Raw genomic sequence first — 14,722 nt, forward strand, 5'->3', positions numbered from 1 at the left:
CCGTGGTCCCCAAGGTTCGTCTAGCCCTGCTTTCGTTACTTTCCGTGGTCGCGCTGAGTCTCGGCGTGACGTTCGTCCTGGCCGGCAACGCCTCGGCGGCGAACATCCTGGCCAACCCCGGCTTCGAAGCCGGCACCTCGGGCTGGACGTGCACCTCCCCGCCGACCGCGGTGAGCAGCCCGGTCCACAGCGGGAGCCGCGCGCTGAACGTGACGCCGACGTCGTCGGACAACGCGCAGTGCTCGCAGACGCTCTCCGTCTCGGCGAACACGGCCTACAAGCTGTCGGCCTGGGTCCAGGGCAGCTACGTCTACCTGGGCGTTTCCGGCTCGGCGACGACCAGCACGTGGACCCCGGGCACCAGCGGCTACCAGCAGCTGTCGCTGAGCTTCACGACCGGCTCGAGCACGTCGCTGACGGTGTACCTGCACGGCTGGTACGGCCAGCCGACGTACTACGCCGACGACGTCAGCCTCGACGGCCCGGGCACCCCGCCGCCGACGACGCCGACCACGCCCACGACGCCGACTACGCCGACGACCCCGCCCACCACCACGACCCCGCCGACGACGACCACGCCGCCGCCCACACAGGGTGACCTGCCGAAGCACGTCCTGACCGGCTACTGGCAGAACTTCTACAACGGCGCCAAGGCGCTGAAGCTGGCGGACGTCCCGACGAAGTACAACATCATCGCGGTGTCGTTCGCGGACGCGACGGGAACGCCGGGCGCGGTGAGCTTCACGCTCGACTCGGGCCTGTCGTCGCAGCTCGGCGGTTACACCGACGCGCAGTTCAAGGCCGACATCAGGACGGTCCAGGCGCGCGGCCAGCGGGTCATCATCTCGGTCGGCGGCCAGAACGGCACGATCAGCGTGAGCGACTCTTCGTCGGCGAACAACTTCGCGAACAGCGTCAAGTCGCTGATCTCGAACTACGGTTTCGACGGCGTCGACATCGACCTCGAGAACGGCATCAACGCGACGTACATGGGCCAGGCGCTGCGCAGCATCTACAACGGCGGCGGCAAGGTCATCACGATGGCGCCGCAGACGATCGACATGCAGTCCACCCAGGGCGGCTACTTCCAGCTGGCGCTGGGCATCAAGGACATCCTGACGGTCGTCAACATGCAGTACTACAACTCCGGCACGATGCTCGGCTGCAACGGCAGCGTGTACGCGCAGGGCACGGTCGACTTCCTGACGGCGCTGGCGTGCATCCAGCTCCAGGGCGGCTTGCGCGCGGACCAGGTGGGCCTGGGCCTCCCGGCGTCCTCGCAGGCGGCGGGCGGCGGGTACCAGGCGCCGTCGAACACGGTGTCGGCGCTGAACTGCCTGGCGCGAGGAACATCGTGCGGCTCGTTCAAGCCGTCGGCGACATACCCGACGATCCGCGGCGCGATGACGTGGTCGATCAACTGGGACGCGTCGAACGGGTACGCGTTCGCCAACACGGTGTCGGCCGGGCTCGCGGGCCTGCCGTAACCGTGCGCTGAAAGGCCCTCCCGGAAGCGCGGTCCGGGAGGGCCTTTTCGCGTTCTAGCCGCGCAGCTCGGTCCGCAGCGCTTCGACGTCGGCTTCCGCGGCGAGGAGGACGGTCCGGAACGGGACCCCGGCATTGCCCGGCCGGCCCAACGGGTTCGCCCACTCCCGCGCGGCCCGCCCGAGGATTCCGAGGAGGGTCCGCCGGCCTTCCGCGTCGCCGCCCAGCAACCGCATCGGCTCCTCGACGACGACCAGGTACCGGTCCGCCGGCAGCCAGTTCAGGTCGCGCAGGCAGTCGGAGAGGGCGTCCCAGTTCCAGCCGAAGTAGGCCGGGAAGCGCAGCGCGTCCGAGAACTGGCCGAACAGTTCGTCCTCGCTCCCGGCGGCGGCGCCGTCGATCCGGGCGACGGCGATCACCCCTTGCGGCGGGACGGCGTCGATTGCCGCGATCCCCTGGTCCCAGGGCAGGACGATGATGCCGGGTGTCGCCCACATGGGGACATTGTCGTCGCCGGCCGCTCACTTCTCGTAGGTGGTGACGTCGAAGCTGACTTTCGTCGCGCTCACAGCAGTCAGGCGGACCGCCGCGAAGCGTCCGTCGGAGGTCTTGACGCAGTAGCTCTGGCCGGCCGCCAGATCATCGAGTGCGTACCGGCCGTTTTCGTATCCGGTCTCCTCGCGGCACGATTGGTAGCTGCTCGTGGCCGAGCTGGGGAGCTTCACCGTCGAGCTCCAGCCGACGTAGCCGAAGTCGCGACCGTTGAAGCTCAGGTCGTTCTTGCCGGTGAAGGAGCCGGTGGTGCCCCATTGCGGATCCGACGCGGGGCTGTCGAGGTCTACCGTGAAGTCGCGCGCGATGCTGACATTTCCCTCGTGCCGCACGGTTCCCCCGGTCTGGGCCGCGGTGGGGGAGGCTTCGGTGGCCGGCGGGGAAGTCTGCTGCTTCAGGCTGCTGATTTCCTGCTGGGCCGAGGTCAGCCGGCTGCCCCGGTCGGCGGCGGTCGACTCCGCGAGGCTCTTCTCGCGGTTGGCGTTCACCGTCAACAGGGTCAAGAGGCTGGCGGCCACCGTCAGCAACCCGGAGACCACCGCGAGGACCTGGCCGATGGTCTTCCACTTCTCCTCGGAACGGCGCGGCGGCGGCCCGGGCGTCGTCGGGTGGGTGACGGTCACTTCCGGCCTCCGGTCTCGTCGGGAACCGGCTCCGGCCGGTCCACCTGCCCAGAGTCGCCCGAAGCGAGCGAACTGCTACACCGGCGTGATCGGCAGCCGCAGGGCTCCCGGGGCCTCCGACGGGACTACCGGGTTCTTCGGTGCCACCGCCGCCACCCGCTGATAAGGCTCGCCCAGCGGAGGCCGCGGATCCACCTCACCCCGATTCGGCCAGAAAGCCATCGCCCGCTCCGCCTGTGCCGTGATCGTCAGCGACGGGTTCACCCCCAAGTTCGCCGAAATCGCCGACCCGTCGACAACGTGCAACCCCGGATACCCGAACACCCGCTGATAAGGATCCACGACCCCGGTCGAAGCCGAATCCCCGATCGCGCACCCGCCGATGAAGTGGCCCGTGATCGGGATGTTCGCCATGTCCGTCCACGCGCCCTGCGGCAGGCCGCCGATCTTCGCGGCCACCCGGCGTGTCACCTCGTGGCCCGCCGGGATCCAGGACGGCGAAGGCGCTCCGGAACCCTGGCGGGTCGTCATCCGGCGGCCGAACAACCCACGTTTTGTGTAGGTCGTCACCGAATTGTCCAAAGTCTGCATCACCAGCAGCCCGATCATCCGCTCCGACCAGTGCCGCGGGTTGTGGATGCGCAGCAGATGACGACGCTGCCGCCACAGCTCGCGCAACCCCAGGACCCAACGGCGGCGGCCCGCGACGCCGTCCACCAGCACCGTGGCCATCAGGCCCATCACGTTGCTGCCCCGCCCGTACCGCACCGGCTCCACGTGCGTCACGTCGTCCGGGTGGATCGACGACGTGATCGCCACGCCGCGCGTGTAGTCCGTGTCCGAGCGCAGCGACCTCGCCGCCAGTACCGCCTCCGAGTTCGTCCGCGCCAACAGACCCAGTCGCGGGGAAAGCGAAGGCAAAACACCGGTGTCGCGCATGCGGTGCAACAACCGCTGCGTCCCCAACGCCGCGGCCGAGAACACGACCTGCGACGCCGTGAACGTCCGGCGGGAAAGCCCGCCGGTCCTCCGCGTGTCGACCGCGTACCCGCCGGGCACCGGCCGCACCGTCACCGCGGTGGTCAAGGGGTGAACCACGGCACCCGCCTGCTCGGCCAGGTACAGGTAGTTCTTCACCGTGGTGTTCTTCGCCCCGACCCGGCAGCCGGTCATGCACTCGCCGCACAACGTACACGACTGACGCGAAGGCCCGGCCCCGCCGAAGAACGGGTCCACTCCGGACTGTCCGAAGTAGACGCCGACCGGGGTGCGGCGGTACGTGTGGCCGATGCCCATGTCCTCGGCCACCTCGGAAAGCACCCGGTCCGCGGCCGTCGTCGCCGGGTTCTCGACCACGCCCAGCATCCGCTTCGCCTGGTCGTAGTACGGCGACAGCTCGTCCTTCCAGTCGGTGATGTGCGCCCACTGGGGATCGGCGTAGAACTTGTCCGGCGGCTCGTACAGCGTGTTCGCGTACACCAGCGAACCGCCGCCGACGCCGGAGCCGCTCATCACGAACGTGTTCTTCAGCAGCGTCAGCCGCTGGATGCCGAAACACCCCAGCGCGGGCGCCCACAGGTACTTCCGCAGCCGCCACGACGTCTTCGCGAACTCGTCGTCGGCGAACCGGCGGCCGGTCTCCAGCACGCCGACGCGGTAGCCCTTCTCGGTCAGCCGCAGCGCCGTGACGCTCCCGCCGAAGCCCGACCCGATCACCAGGACGTCGTAGTCCATCACGCCACCACCCGGAAGTCGGCGGGTTCGAGCCGCCGGGTCCGGCGGTCGTACTCGGTGACCAGGCCCGGCCAGTTGGTCGTCACCCGGCCGTCGGCCTGCCGGTACCAGCTCGTGCAGGCGCTCCACACGCTGTGACCCAGCCGCCCCTGGACCTCCCGGTCGTAACGCTCCTCGACCTCCGCCCGTACGTCCACGTAGGACACGCCGGGCCGCGCGAGCTGCTCGACCGCCTGGCGGATGTAGCGCGCCTGCCGCTCGATCATGTAGATGATGGACCCGGCGCCGAGGTTGGTGTTCGGCCCGTAGACGCAGAACATGTTGGGGAACCCGGGCACGGCGATGCCCAGGTAGGCCCGCGCGCCCCCGGCCCACTCGTCCCGCAGGGACCGCCCGCCGAGGCCGCGCACCTCGATCCGGCCGAGGAAGTCCGTCGCGGCGAACCCGGTGCCGTAGACCAGGACGTCCGCGTCGATCTCGGTCCCGTCCTCGACGCGCACGCCGCGCGGCGTGATCGACGAGATCCGCCGCGTCTCGACGTCGACGTCCGGTTGCGCCAGCGCGGGCAGGTACTCGTTGGTGAACAAGATCCGCTTGCAGCCCAGGGGATAGGCCGGCTTCAGCTTCGCGCGCAGCTCCGGGTCCTTGATGTGACGACGGCGCAGCTGCGCCGTCCGCAGCTCGAACATCTTCGCCAGCACGGGGTGCTTCGTCATCGCGTACGTCGCGTATTCGGCGAGCAGGAAGATCCGCAGCCGCCCGAGCAGCTGCGTGGGCGGCACGTGCTCGAACAGCCAGTGCTGCCACCGCCGGTAGGTCGGGTCGGACTTCGCCATGACGTACGGTGGCGTGCGCTGGAAGACCGTGACGTGCTTCGCCCGCTTGCGCAGCTCGGGCACGAACTGGACGGCGCTGGCCCCGGTCCCGATGACGGCGACGCGCTTGCCGGCCAGGTCGACGTCGTGGTCCCAGCGCGCCGAGTGGAAAGCGTCGCCGCCGAAGCTCTCGCGGCCCGGGATGTCCGGCAGCACCGGCCGCGACAGCTGGCCGACGGCGGGGACGAAAACGTTTGCCTCGTGCGTTTCACCGCTCCGGGTCTCGACGCGCCAGACCCCGCGTCCCTCGTCGAACGCGGCCCCGGTGACCTCGGTCCGGTAGCGGATGTGCGGCTCGAGCCCGTACTTCGCGATGACGCGCCGCAGGTAGCCCAGGATGTCCGGCTGGTGCGAGAACCGCTTCGGCCAGCGCGGGTTCGGCTCGAAGGAGAACGAGTAGAGCGGCGACGGGATGTCGCACGCGGCGCCGGGGTAGGTGTTGTCCCGCCAGACGCCGCCGGGCTCGGCCGCGCTCTCCAGGATCGTGAAGTCGGTGAACCCGGCGCGCTTCAGCTCGATCGCCGTCCCGATGCCGCCGAAACCGGTGCCCACGATCAGCACCGACGGCCCCTTCGCCGAACTACTCATGCGAGGAAAGCTACGCAGCCGAAGCCTGTGACAACAGGCCACGAACGGTCACTCGATCGAGAATTCCGGCCAGCGGTCAGTCCGGCGCGTGGATGCGCACCTCCCGGTTCTCCGCGTCCGGCTCCGCCCAGGTCAGCAGGCGTCCGGCCGCGCTCTCCAACGCCGCGAGGTCGCGCTTCGGCAGCTTCTCGAACGGCGACAGCTCCAGCACCGCGGCCTTGCGCTCCCAGAACCCGCGGACGTACCCGCCCACCAGCAGCGTGCCCTTGACCAGGCCGTTCTGCGTGATCACCCGCTTGCGGTGCGCGTCGGAGATGACCCGGGTCCGGTCCGCGTACGACAGGAGCGTCTGGTCGAACGGGCCCAGCAGCCGGGGCGGCGCCGGGACGTCCTCGTCCGGTACGGAAAGCTCCGGCAGGTCCAGCAGCTCGCGCCCGTCTTCGTCGCGGTGCCGCCGGAGGTCCATCGAAGCCGCCACCTCGCCCAGCCGGGTGATGCCCGCCCACGTCTGGACGTCGGCCACCGTCGCCGGGCCGAACGCGCGCAGGTAGCGCGAAATCAGCGAAGCGGGCGAAGGTGGGGGTAGCGACGCGCCCACCCACTGGTCGAGGCACGCGTACGTCGTCTGCCCGGCCTTGCCCCAGATCGCCCGCGGCGGAGTCTGGACCAGCGGCAACCGCCCCCGGGCCAGGTGCGTCAGGGAGGCCGCGGGGACGTCCCAGCGCCGCGCCAGCTCGGCACCCAGCGCTGTGCTGGACAACGCCGAAGCGGCCAGTAGCTCACGCGCCGCCGAGGCGACGACGTCGTGGTCCAGGCCGGCCAGCGCCTTCGCGTGCAGCGTGTTCGTCTTGAGGTCGCGGTCGTAGAGCACTTGGACCGCCGGCCGCCACGCCAGTGCGTCCGCCGCCGTCACCAGGTGGACCGTGCCGCGCATCAGCGCGATCCGGACCACCTGCCTGCTCTCCAGCAGCGCGGCCAGGTCGGCGGGCCGGAAGCCGTGCAGCCGCGCCCACAGCGCGTAGTACGGCGGGAACGGCGCTTGCGCCTGGAGTCCCGCGAGGTGCTCGACGGCGTCGAGCGCGGACATCTTCGCGCGGCGAAGCAGCAGCTGGCGCTCCAGCGTCGCCCGGTTCAGTGCCTGTCGGCTCACCGTCGTGGTCACCGGGCCACCCTAGCGAGCGGCACCGACAGTTCCGGGTCCATAATCCGGCCATGGCCGAGCTCGCCGCGCCCGCCGTCGGGGACTGGGACTTCCCGCGGGGCACCGCGAGCATCGAGCTGATGACCCGGTTCGCCACCGACCGCGGCCTGCCCGCCGGGAAGCTGCTGGCCGCGACGACGCTCTCGCCGGAGCTCCTCGCCGACCCGTCGGTGCAGGTCGACGCGCGTCAGGAGCTGGCCGTCGTCCGCGCGCTGGCCGAACTGGACGGCTCGGACGCGACGGCACTGGAGCTCGGCCGCCGCTACCGCGTCACCACCTTCGGCATCTTCGGCTTCGCCTGCATCAGCAGCCCGACCCTGCGGGACGCGATGCTGTTCTCCCTGCGCTACTTCGACCTCAGCTTCGCCTTCTGCATCCCGCACGTCGAGCTGGAGAGCGACCGCCTGACGCTGGAACTGGACGACAGCCGCGTGCCCGCCGACGTCGCCCGGTTCCTCGTGCTGCGCGACCTGGCGGCGATCTTCTCGGTGATGCGCGACCTGCTGCCGGAGATCGTGCTGGACGACCTGAGCTTCCGGCACGAGGCGTCCACAGTGGACACCTACCGGGCCGCGTTCGGCCTGGTGCCGCGGTTCGGTGCCGACGCCTGCCGCGCGACGCTCGACCCCGCGCTGCTGACGCTGCCGCTGCCGCAGGCCAACGACCAGACCGTCGCGCTGTGCGCCGCGCAGTGCGAAGCGCTCGTCGCGCGCAAACGCCGCCGGTCGGGCATCTCGCAGCAGGTCCGGGAACGCCTGGTCCGGCTCGGCGGCGTCGACGCCGGCATGGACGAGATCGCGCGCCAGCTGACGCTCAGCACGCGCACGCTGCGGCGGCGCCTGACCGAGTCCGGCACCAGCTACCGCGCGCTGGTCGACGAGGTCCGCCAGACGCTGGCCGAAGAGCTGCTCGACACCGGCGTCCTGTCGGTCGAGGACGTCGCGTACCGGCTCGGGTACGCCGAGGCGTCGAGCTTCATCTACGCGTTCAAGCGCTGGACCGGGATGACGCCGGCGGCGTTCGCGCGGCGCTTCCGGGCCGCTCGGCAAGCACCGCCGGGTAGGTGAGCTTGAGCAGGTTGAGGATCGAATCGGTGAGGAAGGTGCGCAGCGCCGCGCGGTCGAGCGTGCCGCGGATCAGCCATTCGCGCGAAGCGGCCCGCAGCATCCCGCCGAACGACCGGATCATCGCGCGCAGCTCCTCGCGGCCGTCGGTGACGTCGGTCATCAGCGCGGCTTCCAGCACCCGGTCGGCGGCGATCTCGTCGGCTTCCAGCATGATCCGCTCGATCTCGGGGTCGCGGCCCGCGGACTCGGGGCCGATGACGGTCAGCCAGGCGTCGCGGTTGCGGTCCACGACGTCGATCCACCGCTCGACGCCGATCGTCAGCCGCTCTTCCATCGTGGTGTCCGGCAGCGCTTCGGTGACCGGCGCGGGCACGATCATCAACTGCCGCACCACTTCCAGGTACAGCTCGCGCTTGCCGCCGAAGTAGTGGTTGATGAGCGGCCGCGCCACCCCGGCCGCCTCGGCGATGTCCGAAGTGGACACCGAGGCGTAGCTGCCCGCGCCGAACAGGTGCCGGGCGGCGGCGAGGATCTCCGCGCGCCGTTCGGCCGGTTCGAGACGGCGCCGCCGCGGCCGGGTCCCACTGGTCATCCGCTCAGCCTCGCGGGGGAGCGGCATGCTGTCAACAAGTAGTTGACCCATCGTCAAAGAGTGGCTCCGGTGGCGGGCAACGGGTGTTTCGCGCAAACCTTTGTCGTTACGCAACCGGAACAACCGGCCGGTAACTTCCCGGCGCCCGGATGCGACGAGACGGCAGAGGCCAGCGACCGGGGGTAGGAGCCAGATGACCGAAGAAGGCGCGCCGATCCGGCCGGCCGGACGCTGGGTGAGCGTCCGCCTGCAGCATCGTCACGTCAGCTTCGACGAGGGCTTCGAAGCGGACGAGCCCCTCCCGGACGGCGACTGCGCGGACGACGAGTCCCTGTCGTACTCGGGAATAGTGATCACGGGCTACGACGAGGGTTCGAAGGTTTCCGAGCGCTGGATCCCGTTGGGCGTCGACCCGTCCGAAGCGGACGACGAGCGGTTGATCGAGCAACTGCGCGAAGCCCTTCTCTGGCAAGCGGGGCGCCCGCCCCAGAATGCCGACGACTGACCGGTCGTGAGCGGAAAACGGAACACTGTTTCCCGCTCACGACCCGGTGCGTAGGCCCTCGAAAGCCACCTTGCACACGAAGTCCGCCACTTCGGTCGCCGACGAGCCGCGCCGCGGCTTGTACCACTCGATCAGCGAGTTCACCATGCCGAAGATCAGCCGCGCGGTCACCGCCGGGTCGACGTCCGGGCGGATGTCGCCCTCCGCTTCCGCCTGCTTCACCAGGTCCGTCACCAGCAGGTCGAACTCGCGGCGTCGGGCCAGCGCCGCCCGCTCCACCTTCGTGTTGCCGCGGACCCTCAGCAGCAGCGTCACGAACGGCAGCCGGTCGGCCAGCACCAGCACGCTGCCGCGCACCAGGTGCTCCAGCCGGTCGATCGCGCGCCCGTCCAGCTGCGACGTCGAAGCCGCCACTTCGAACAGCCCGTCCAGGGCCCGGTCGACCGCCAGCCGCAGCAGTTCCTCCTTGCTGGGCACGTGGTGGTAGATCGCCGACTTCGTGATGCCGAGCTTGCGGGAGAGGTCCTCCATGCTCGTGCCGTCGTACCCGCGCTCGTTGAACAGCCGGACCGCCACCTGCAGCAGCGATTCGAGGTCGTAGCCCGGGCGCCCGCGACGCGGTGTGGTCACGTCCGGTTCCGCTGGTCGATGATCCGCCGCATCTTGCCCATCGACCGCTCGAGGGTGTCCGGGTCGACGACGTCCACCGACACCGTCACGCCCACGCCGTCCTTCACGCCCGAGATCAGCGAGGCAGCGGCCTGCTCCCGGGCGGCGGCCGAAGCGTCGTGGCGCGCCTCGACCAGCACGGTCAGGTGGTCGAGGCGCCCGCGCGTGGACCGGACGAGCTGGAAGTGCGGGCTCAGCGATTCCGTGCGCAGCACGATTTCCTCGATCTGCGTCGGGAAGACGTTGACCCCGCGCAGGATGATCAGGTCGTCCGTGCGGCCGGTGACCTTGTCCATCCGCCGGAACGCCGGGCGCGCGGTCCCCGGCGACAGCGCCGTGAGGTCGCGGGTGCGGTAGCGGATGATCGGCAGCGCCTGCTTCGTCAGCGACGTGAACACCAGCTCGCCGGTTTCGCCGTCACTCAGCACGTTCTCGGCGAAGGGGTCGATCACCTCGGGGTAGAAGTGGTCCTCCCAGATGTGCAGGCCGTCCTTCGTCTCGACGCACTCCTGCGCGACGCCCGGGCCCATCACCTCGGACAGCCCGTAGATGTCGACGGCGTCGATCGCGAACCGCTCCTCGATCTCGGCGCGCATCTGCTCGGTCCACGGCTCCGCGCCGAAGATGCCCACCTTGAGCGAGCTCGCACGCGGGTCGACGCCCTGGCGCTCGAACTCGTCGAGCAGCGTCAGCATGTACGACGGCGTGACCATGATGATCTCGGGCTCGAAGTCGGTGATCAGCTGGACCTGGCGCGCCGTCATCCCGCCCGACGCGGGGATCACCGTGCAGCCCAGCTTCTCCGCGCCGTAGTGCGCGCCGAGACCGCCGGTGAACAGGCCGTAGCCGTACGCGTTGTGCAGCTTGTGGCCCGGACGGCCGCCGGCGGCGTGGATCGACCGGGCCATCACCGTCGCCCAGGTGTCGATGTCCTGCTCGGTGTACCCGACGACGGTGGCCTTGCCGGTCGTGCCGCTGGAGGCGTGGATGCGCCGCACCTGGTCCTGCGGCACGGCGAACATCCCGAACGGGTAGTTCTCCCGCAGGTCCTGCTTCGTCGTGAACGGGAACTTCGCCAGGTCGGCGAGCTCCTTGCAGTCGTCCGGGTGGACGCCGGCGTCGTCGAACTTCTTCCGGTACGCCGGAACGTTCGTGTACGCGTGCCGGAGTGTCCATTGCAGACGCTCGAGCTGCAGGGCGGCCAGCTCGTCGGCGGAGGGGTTCGCCTCGATCATGCATCGCCTCGTTTCGCGGAGATGGCGCGGCTGCGGCCGCGGAATTCGGCGACGACCTCGGGGCCGCCGGGGGTGTCCCGGTGCACGGTGACGTCGTAGATGCCGTTGCGGCCGTAGCGGGTGCGCTCGGTGGCCGTGGCGACGAGGTGGTCGCCGAGCCGGCCGGCCGCGACGAACGAGATTTCGGCACCCGCGGCGACCGTCACCGGCCCGTGGGTGTTGCAGGCGCAGGCGAAGGCGGTGTCGGCGAGCAGGAAGACGTACCCGCCGTGGGCGATGTCGTGGCCGTTGACCATCGCGGGGGTGATCGTCATGGTCGCCACGGCCCGGCCGTCACCGGCTTCGACCAGCTCGATGCCCAGCGCGCGCGACGCCTCGTCGGCGGCGAACATGGTGTGCGCGGCGTTGGTCATTCGTCCTCCGTGCCTGACCTACCGAATGGACGGTCACCTGGCGGTGTCGCTCAGTAAAGGCAGTGGCCCGGCCGGTGTCAAGCGTCGCCCCTTCCGATCCCGGCGCCCGGCGGCTACCATGCAAATAACTGAACGTCCGGTAGGTAATTCGGTGGAGGTCGGGACCTGATGGCAGTGCTGCGCAGCTACGTCTCCGGGGAGTGGCACACGGCGGATGACGGCGTCCCGCTGCACGACGCGGCCACGGGCGAGGAGGTCGCCCGGATCTCGTCGGCGGGCGTCGACTTCGCGGGCGCGCTGGAGTACGGCCGCCGCGTGGGCGGCCCGGCGCTGCGGGAGCTGACGTTCCACCAGCGTGCGGCCCTGCTGAAGGCGCTGGCCTCGCACCTGCGGGAGCACCGCGAGGAGCTGTACGCACTCTCCGCGCGCACGGGCGCCACGCTGGGTGACTCGAAGTTCGACATCGACGGCGGCATCGGCGTCCTGTTCAGCTACGGCTCGAAGGGCAAGCGCGAGCTGCCCAACGACACCGTCTACGTCGAGGGCGCCGTCGAACCCCTGAGCAAGGGCGGCACGTTCGTCGCCCAGCACATCGCGACCCCGCTGCGGGGCGTCGCCGTCCAGATCAACGCCTTCAACTTCCCGGTGTGGGGGCCGCTGGAGAAGTTCGCCCCCGCGTTCCTCGCCGGGGTCCCGAGCCTGGTCAAGCCGGCCAGCTCGACGGCGTACCTGACCGCGCGGCTCGTCGAGCTGATCATCGAGTCCGGGATCCTGCCGGAGGGGTCGCTGCAGTTCGTCGCCGGCGGCGTCGGCGACCTCCTCGACCACGTGACCGCGCAGGACCTGGTGTCGTTCACCGGCTCGGCGTCCACCGCCCAGAAGCTGCGGGCGCACCCGGCGATCATCCGCAACGCCGTCCGGTTCAACGCCGAGGCCGACTCGCTGAACTGCTCGATCCTCGGTCCGGACGCGGTGCGCGGGACCACCGAGTTCGACCTGTTCGTCAAGCAGCTGACCAGCGAGATGACGGTCAAGGCGGGCCAGAAGTGCACCGCCATCCGCCGCGCGTTCGTCCCGGCCTCGTTGCTGGACGACGTCGCCGCGGCGGCTTCGGAGCGGCTCGCGAAGGTGACGGTCGGGAATCCCACCGCCGAGGGCGTCCGGATGGGCGCGCTGGCCAGCCTTGAACAGCGTGAGGAGGTCCGGCGGTCGCTGAAGGCGCTGCTGGACGCCGGGAGCATCGTCTTCGGCGACCCGGAAAAGGTCGACGTCGTCGATGCCGACGCCGAGCGGGGCGCGTTCATCTCGCCGGTGCTGCTCAAGGCCGACCCGGAGCGCTCGGAGCCGCACGAGGTCGAGGCGTTCGGCCCGGTCTCGACGCTGATGCCGTACACGTCCACCGAGCAGGTCGTCGAGTTCGCCGCGCGCGGTGGCGGCAGCCTGGCGGGCTCGATCGTCTCCGCCGACAAGGAGTTCGTGCGCGACGTCGTCCTCGGCGCGGCGCCGTTCCACGGCCGTTTGCTGGTGCTGGACGCCGACGACGCCAAGGAGTCCACCGGTCACGGCTCGCCGATGCCGCAGCTGGTCCACGGCGGCCCCGGCCGCGCTGGCGGCGGCGAGGAGATGGGCGGCATCCGCGGCGTGCTGCACCACATGCAGCGCACGGCGGTCCAGGGTTCGCCCGCCGTGCTCAGCGCGGTGACCGGCCGCTGGGTGACCGGCGCACCGCGCACCGAGGGCGACGTCCACCCGTTCCGGAAATCCTTGGCGGAGCTGCGCATCGGTGACTCGGTCGTCGCCGGGCCGCGGACGGTCAGCCAGGAGGACGTCGACCACTTCGCCGAGTTCACCGGCGACACGTTCTACGCCCACACCGACCCCGAGGCCGCGGCCGCGAACCCGCTGTTCGGCGGGATCGTCGCGCACGGCTACCTGGTCGTCTCGTTCGCCGCCGGCCTGTTCGTCTCGCCCGAACCCGGCCCGGTGCTGGCCAACTACGGCCTGGAGAACCTGCGGTTCCTCACCCCGGTCAAGGTCGGCGACTCGCTGACGGTGACGCTCACCGCCAAGCAGATCACCCCGCGGATCGACCAGGAGTACGGCGAGGTCCGCTGGGACGCCGACGTCACCAACGCCGACGGCGAGTCCGTGGCCAAGTACGACGTCCTCACCCTCGTGTCGAAGGAGCAGCCGTGACCTTGGATCAGACACTGCCTCAGGAGCACTTCGAGCACACCATCGAGCGCGACCAGCGCATCGAGCCGCGCGACTGGGTGCCCGAGGGCTACCGCAAGACGATGATCCGGCAGATCGCGCAGCACGCGCACTCGGAGATCATCGGCATGCAGCCCGAAGGCAACTGGATCACGCGCGCGCCGTCGTTGCGCCGCAAGGCGATCCTGCTCGCCAAGGTCCAGGACGAGGCCGGCCACGGGCTTTACCTGTACTCGGCGGCGGCGACGCTGGGCGCCGACCGCGCGGACCTGACCGACAAGCTGATCACCGGCAGGCAGAAGTACTCGTCGATCTTCAACTACCCGACGCTGACCTTCGCCGACGTCGGCGTGATCGGCTGGCTGGTCGACGGCGCGGCGATCTGCAACCAGGTGCCGCTGTGCCGGTCGTCGTACGGGCCGTACGCGCGGGCGATGATCCGGATCTGCAAGGAAGAGTCGTTCCACCAGCGGCAGGGCTACGAGCTGCTGATGACGATGATGAAGGGCACCCAGCAGCAGCGGGACATGGTCCAGGAGGCCGTCGACCGCTGGTGGTGGCCGTCGCTGATGATGTTCGGGCCGCCGGACGCCGACTCGCCGAACACCGCGCAGTCGATGGCGTGGAAGGTCAAGCGGCACACCAACGACGAGCTGCGGCAGCGCTTCGTCGACATGTCGGTGCCGCAGGCTTCCGCGCTGGGCGTCACGTTCCCGGATCCCGACCTGAAGTGGAACGCCGAGCGCGGGCACTACGACTTCGGCGCGGTCGACTGGGACGAGTTCAAGAACGTGCTGAAGGGCAACGGCCCGTGCAACGCGTCGCGGATCGCGCACCGACGCCGCGCGCACGAAGACGGCGCCTGGGTCCGTGAAGCCGCGGTGGCGCACGCCGCGAAGAACGAGGAGCGCAAGTGAGCGACCTGACTGCCGAAGGCGGCCACGGCGCCGTCCCGCTGGAGGGCGTCCC

General features: G+C 70.3%; 14 protein-coding genes. 5 read left to right on the forward strand and 9 right to left on the reverse strand.

The window, feature by feature from the left end:
• The first annotated feature begins 2 nt into the window (after positions 1 to 2).
• Complete coding sequence (locus AA23TX_RS23065; protein WP_155544942.1) at positions 3 to 1,487, forward strand: chitinase; 1,485 nt, start codon at positions 3 to 5, stop codon at positions 1,485 to 1,487.
• A gap of 54 nt (positions 1,488 to 1,541) precedes the next feature.
• Here the strand turns inward: AA23TX_RS23065 and AA23TX_RS23070 are convergent, their stop codons facing one another.
• From AA23TX_RS23070 to AA23TX_RS23090, 5 genes are all read right to left on the reverse strand, one after another.
• Positions 1,542 to 1,982 (reverse strand): barstar family protein, encoded by a 441-nt coding sequence (locus AA23TX_RS23070; protein ID WP_155544943.1) that lies wholly within the window; start codon positions 1,980 to 1,982, stop codon positions 1,542 to 1,544.
• 24 nt (positions 1,983 to 2,006) lie between these two features.
• On the reverse strand, positions 2,007 to 2,660 hold the full coding sequence (locus AA23TX_RS23075) for a hypothetical protein (protein WP_155544944.1): 654 nt from the start codon (positions 2,658 to 2,660) through the stop codon (positions 2,007 to 2,009).
• A gap of 75 nt (positions 2,661 to 2,735) precedes the next feature.
• Positions 2,736 to 4,394, reverse strand: a complete 1,659-nt coding sequence (locus AA23TX_RS23080; RefSeq protein ID WP_155544945.1) for a GMC family oxidoreductase — start codon at positions 4,392 to 4,394, stop codon at positions 2,736 to 2,738.
• Positions 4,394 to 5,857, reverse strand: a complete 1,464-nt coding sequence (locus AA23TX_RS23085; protein WP_155544946.1) for a flavin-containing monooxygenase — start codon at positions 5,855 to 5,857, stop codon at positions 4,394 to 4,396. Before AA23TX_RS23085 ends, AA23TX_RS23080 begins: the two co-directional genes overlap by 1 nt.
• Positions 5,858 to 5,933: 76 nt before the next feature.
• Positions 5,934 to 7,019, reverse strand: a complete 1,086-nt coding sequence (locus AA23TX_RS23090) for a winged helix DNA-binding domain-containing protein (RefSeq protein WP_155544947.1) — start codon at positions 7,017 to 7,019, stop codon at positions 5,934 to 5,936.
• Between the two features lie 50 nt (positions 7,020 to 7,069).
• Here AA23TX_RS23090 and AA23TX_RS23095 point away from each other — a divergent pair, with 50 nt between their 5' ends.
• Positions 7,070 to 8,125, forward strand: coding sequence for an AraC family transcriptional regulator (locus tag AA23TX_RS23095; protein WP_155544948.1), 1,056 nt, complete (start codon positions 7,070 to 7,072; stop codon positions 8,123 to 8,125).
• On the opposite strand, the gene AA23TX_RS23100 is transcribed toward AA23TX_RS23095, so the two are convergent.
• Entirely contained in the window at positions 8,046 to 8,717 is a 672-nt protein-coding gene (locus AA23TX_RS23100) for a TetR/AcrR family transcriptional regulator (RefSeq protein ID WP_155544949.1), read from the reverse strand. The two genes, AA23TX_RS23095 and AA23TX_RS23100, sit on opposite strands and share 80 nt — an antisense overlap.
• 193 nt (positions 8,718 to 8,910) lie before the next feature.
• Between AA23TX_RS23100 and AA23TX_RS23105 the strand changes: the two genes are divergently transcribed.
• Positions 8,911 to 9,222 carry a hypothetical protein gene (locus AA23TX_RS23105; protein ID WP_155544950.1) on the forward strand — a complete coding sequence of 104 codons (312 nt, stop codon included), beginning with the start codon at positions 8,911 to 8,913 and terminating at the stop codon, positions 9,220 to 9,222.
• Positions 9,223 to 9,258: 36 nt separating this feature from the next.
• Here AA23TX_RS23105 and AA23TX_RS23110 read toward each other — a convergent pair whose 3' ends face one another.
• From AA23TX_RS23110 to paaI, 3 genes are read right to left on the reverse strand one after another with little or no spacing between them, the layout of a single operon-like run.
• A complete protein-coding gene (locus AA23TX_RS23110) occupies positions 9,259 to 9,852 on the reverse strand; it encodes a TetR/AcrR family transcriptional regulator (protein WP_155544951.1) in 594 nt (197 codons plus the stop codon).
• Complete coding sequence (gene paaK / locus AA23TX_RS23115; RefSeq protein WP_155544952.1) at positions 9,849 to 11,126, reverse strand: phenylacetate--CoA ligase PaaK; 1,278 nt, start codon at positions 11,124 to 11,126, stop codon at positions 9,849 to 9,851. The genes AA23TX_RS23110 and paaK overlap by 4 nt, the downstream gene beginning before the upstream one ends.
• Positions 11,123 to 11,539, reverse strand: coding sequence for a hydroxyphenylacetyl-CoA thioesterase PaaI (gene paaI / locus AA23TX_RS23120; RefSeq protein ID WP_155544953.1), 417 nt, complete (start codon positions 11,537 to 11,539; stop codon positions 11,123 to 11,125). The genes paaK and paaI overlap by 4 nt, the downstream gene beginning before the upstream one ends.
• A gap of 168 nt (positions 11,540 to 11,707) precedes the next feature.
• Between paaI and paaZ the strand changes: the two genes are divergently transcribed.
• Positions 11,708 to 13,735: a phenylacetic acid degradation bifunctional protein PaaZ gene (paaZ, locus tag AA23TX_RS23125; RefSeq protein ID WP_155544954.1), complete on the forward strand. Its 2,028-nt coding sequence runs from the start codon at positions 11,708 to 11,710 to the stop codon at positions 13,733 to 13,735.
• A 2-nt stretch (positions 13,736 to 13,737) separates the two neighbouring features.
• Positions 13,738 to 14,670 (forward strand): 1,2-phenylacetyl-CoA epoxidase subunit PaaA, encoded by a 933-nt coding sequence (gene paaA, locus AA23TX_RS23130; protein WP_439328792.1) that lies wholly within the window; start codon positions 13,738 to 13,740, stop codon positions 14,668 to 14,670.
• The last annotated feature ends 52 nt before the right edge of the window (positions 14,671 to 14,722 follow it).

The organism is Amycolatopsis camponoti (assembly GCF_902497555.1).
Taxonomy (GTDB): domain Bacteria; phylum Actinomycetota; class Actinomycetes; order Mycobacteriales; family Pseudonocardiaceae; genus Amycolatopsis; species Amycolatopsis camponoti.

Bases quoted from the DNA above. Each gene is read 5' to 3' on its own strand.
- AA23TX_RS23100 (WP_155544949.1), bottom strand. From the start codon at position 8,717: ATGACCAGTGGGACCCGGCCGCGGCGGCGCCGTCTCGAACCGGCCGAA.
- AA23TX_RS23085 (WP_155544946.1), bottom strand. From the start codon at position 5,857: ATGAGTAGTTCGGCGAAGGGGCCGTCGGTGCTGATCGTGGGCACCGGT.
- AA23TX_RS23095 (WP_155544948.1), top strand. From the start codon at position 7,070: ATGGCCGAGCTCGCCGCGCCCGCCGTCGGGGACTGGGACTTCCCGCGG.
- paaI (WP_155544953.1), bottom strand. From the start codon at position 11,539: ATGACCAACGCCGCGCACACCATGTTCGCCGCCGACGAGGCGTCGCGC.
- AA23TX_RS23070 (WP_155544943.1), bottom strand. From the start codon at position 1,982: ATGTGGGCGACACCCGGCATCATCGTCCTGCCCTGGGACCAGGGGATC.
- AA23TX_RS23105 (WP_155544950.1), top strand. From the start codon at position 8,911: ATGACCGAAGAAGGCGCGCCGATCCGGCCGGCCGGACGCTGGGTGAGC.
- AA23TX_RS23080 (WP_155544945.1), bottom strand. From the start codon at position 4,394: ATGGACTACGACGTCCTGGTGATCGGGTCGGGCTTCGGCGGGAGCGTC.
- paaK (WP_155544952.1), bottom strand. From the start codon at position 11,126: ATGATCGAGGCGAACCCCTCCGCCGACGAGCTGGCCGCCCTGCAGCTC.
- paaZ (WP_155544954.1), top strand. From the start codon at position 11,708: ATGGCAGTGCTGCGCAGCTACGTCTCCGGGGAGTGGCACACGGCGGAT.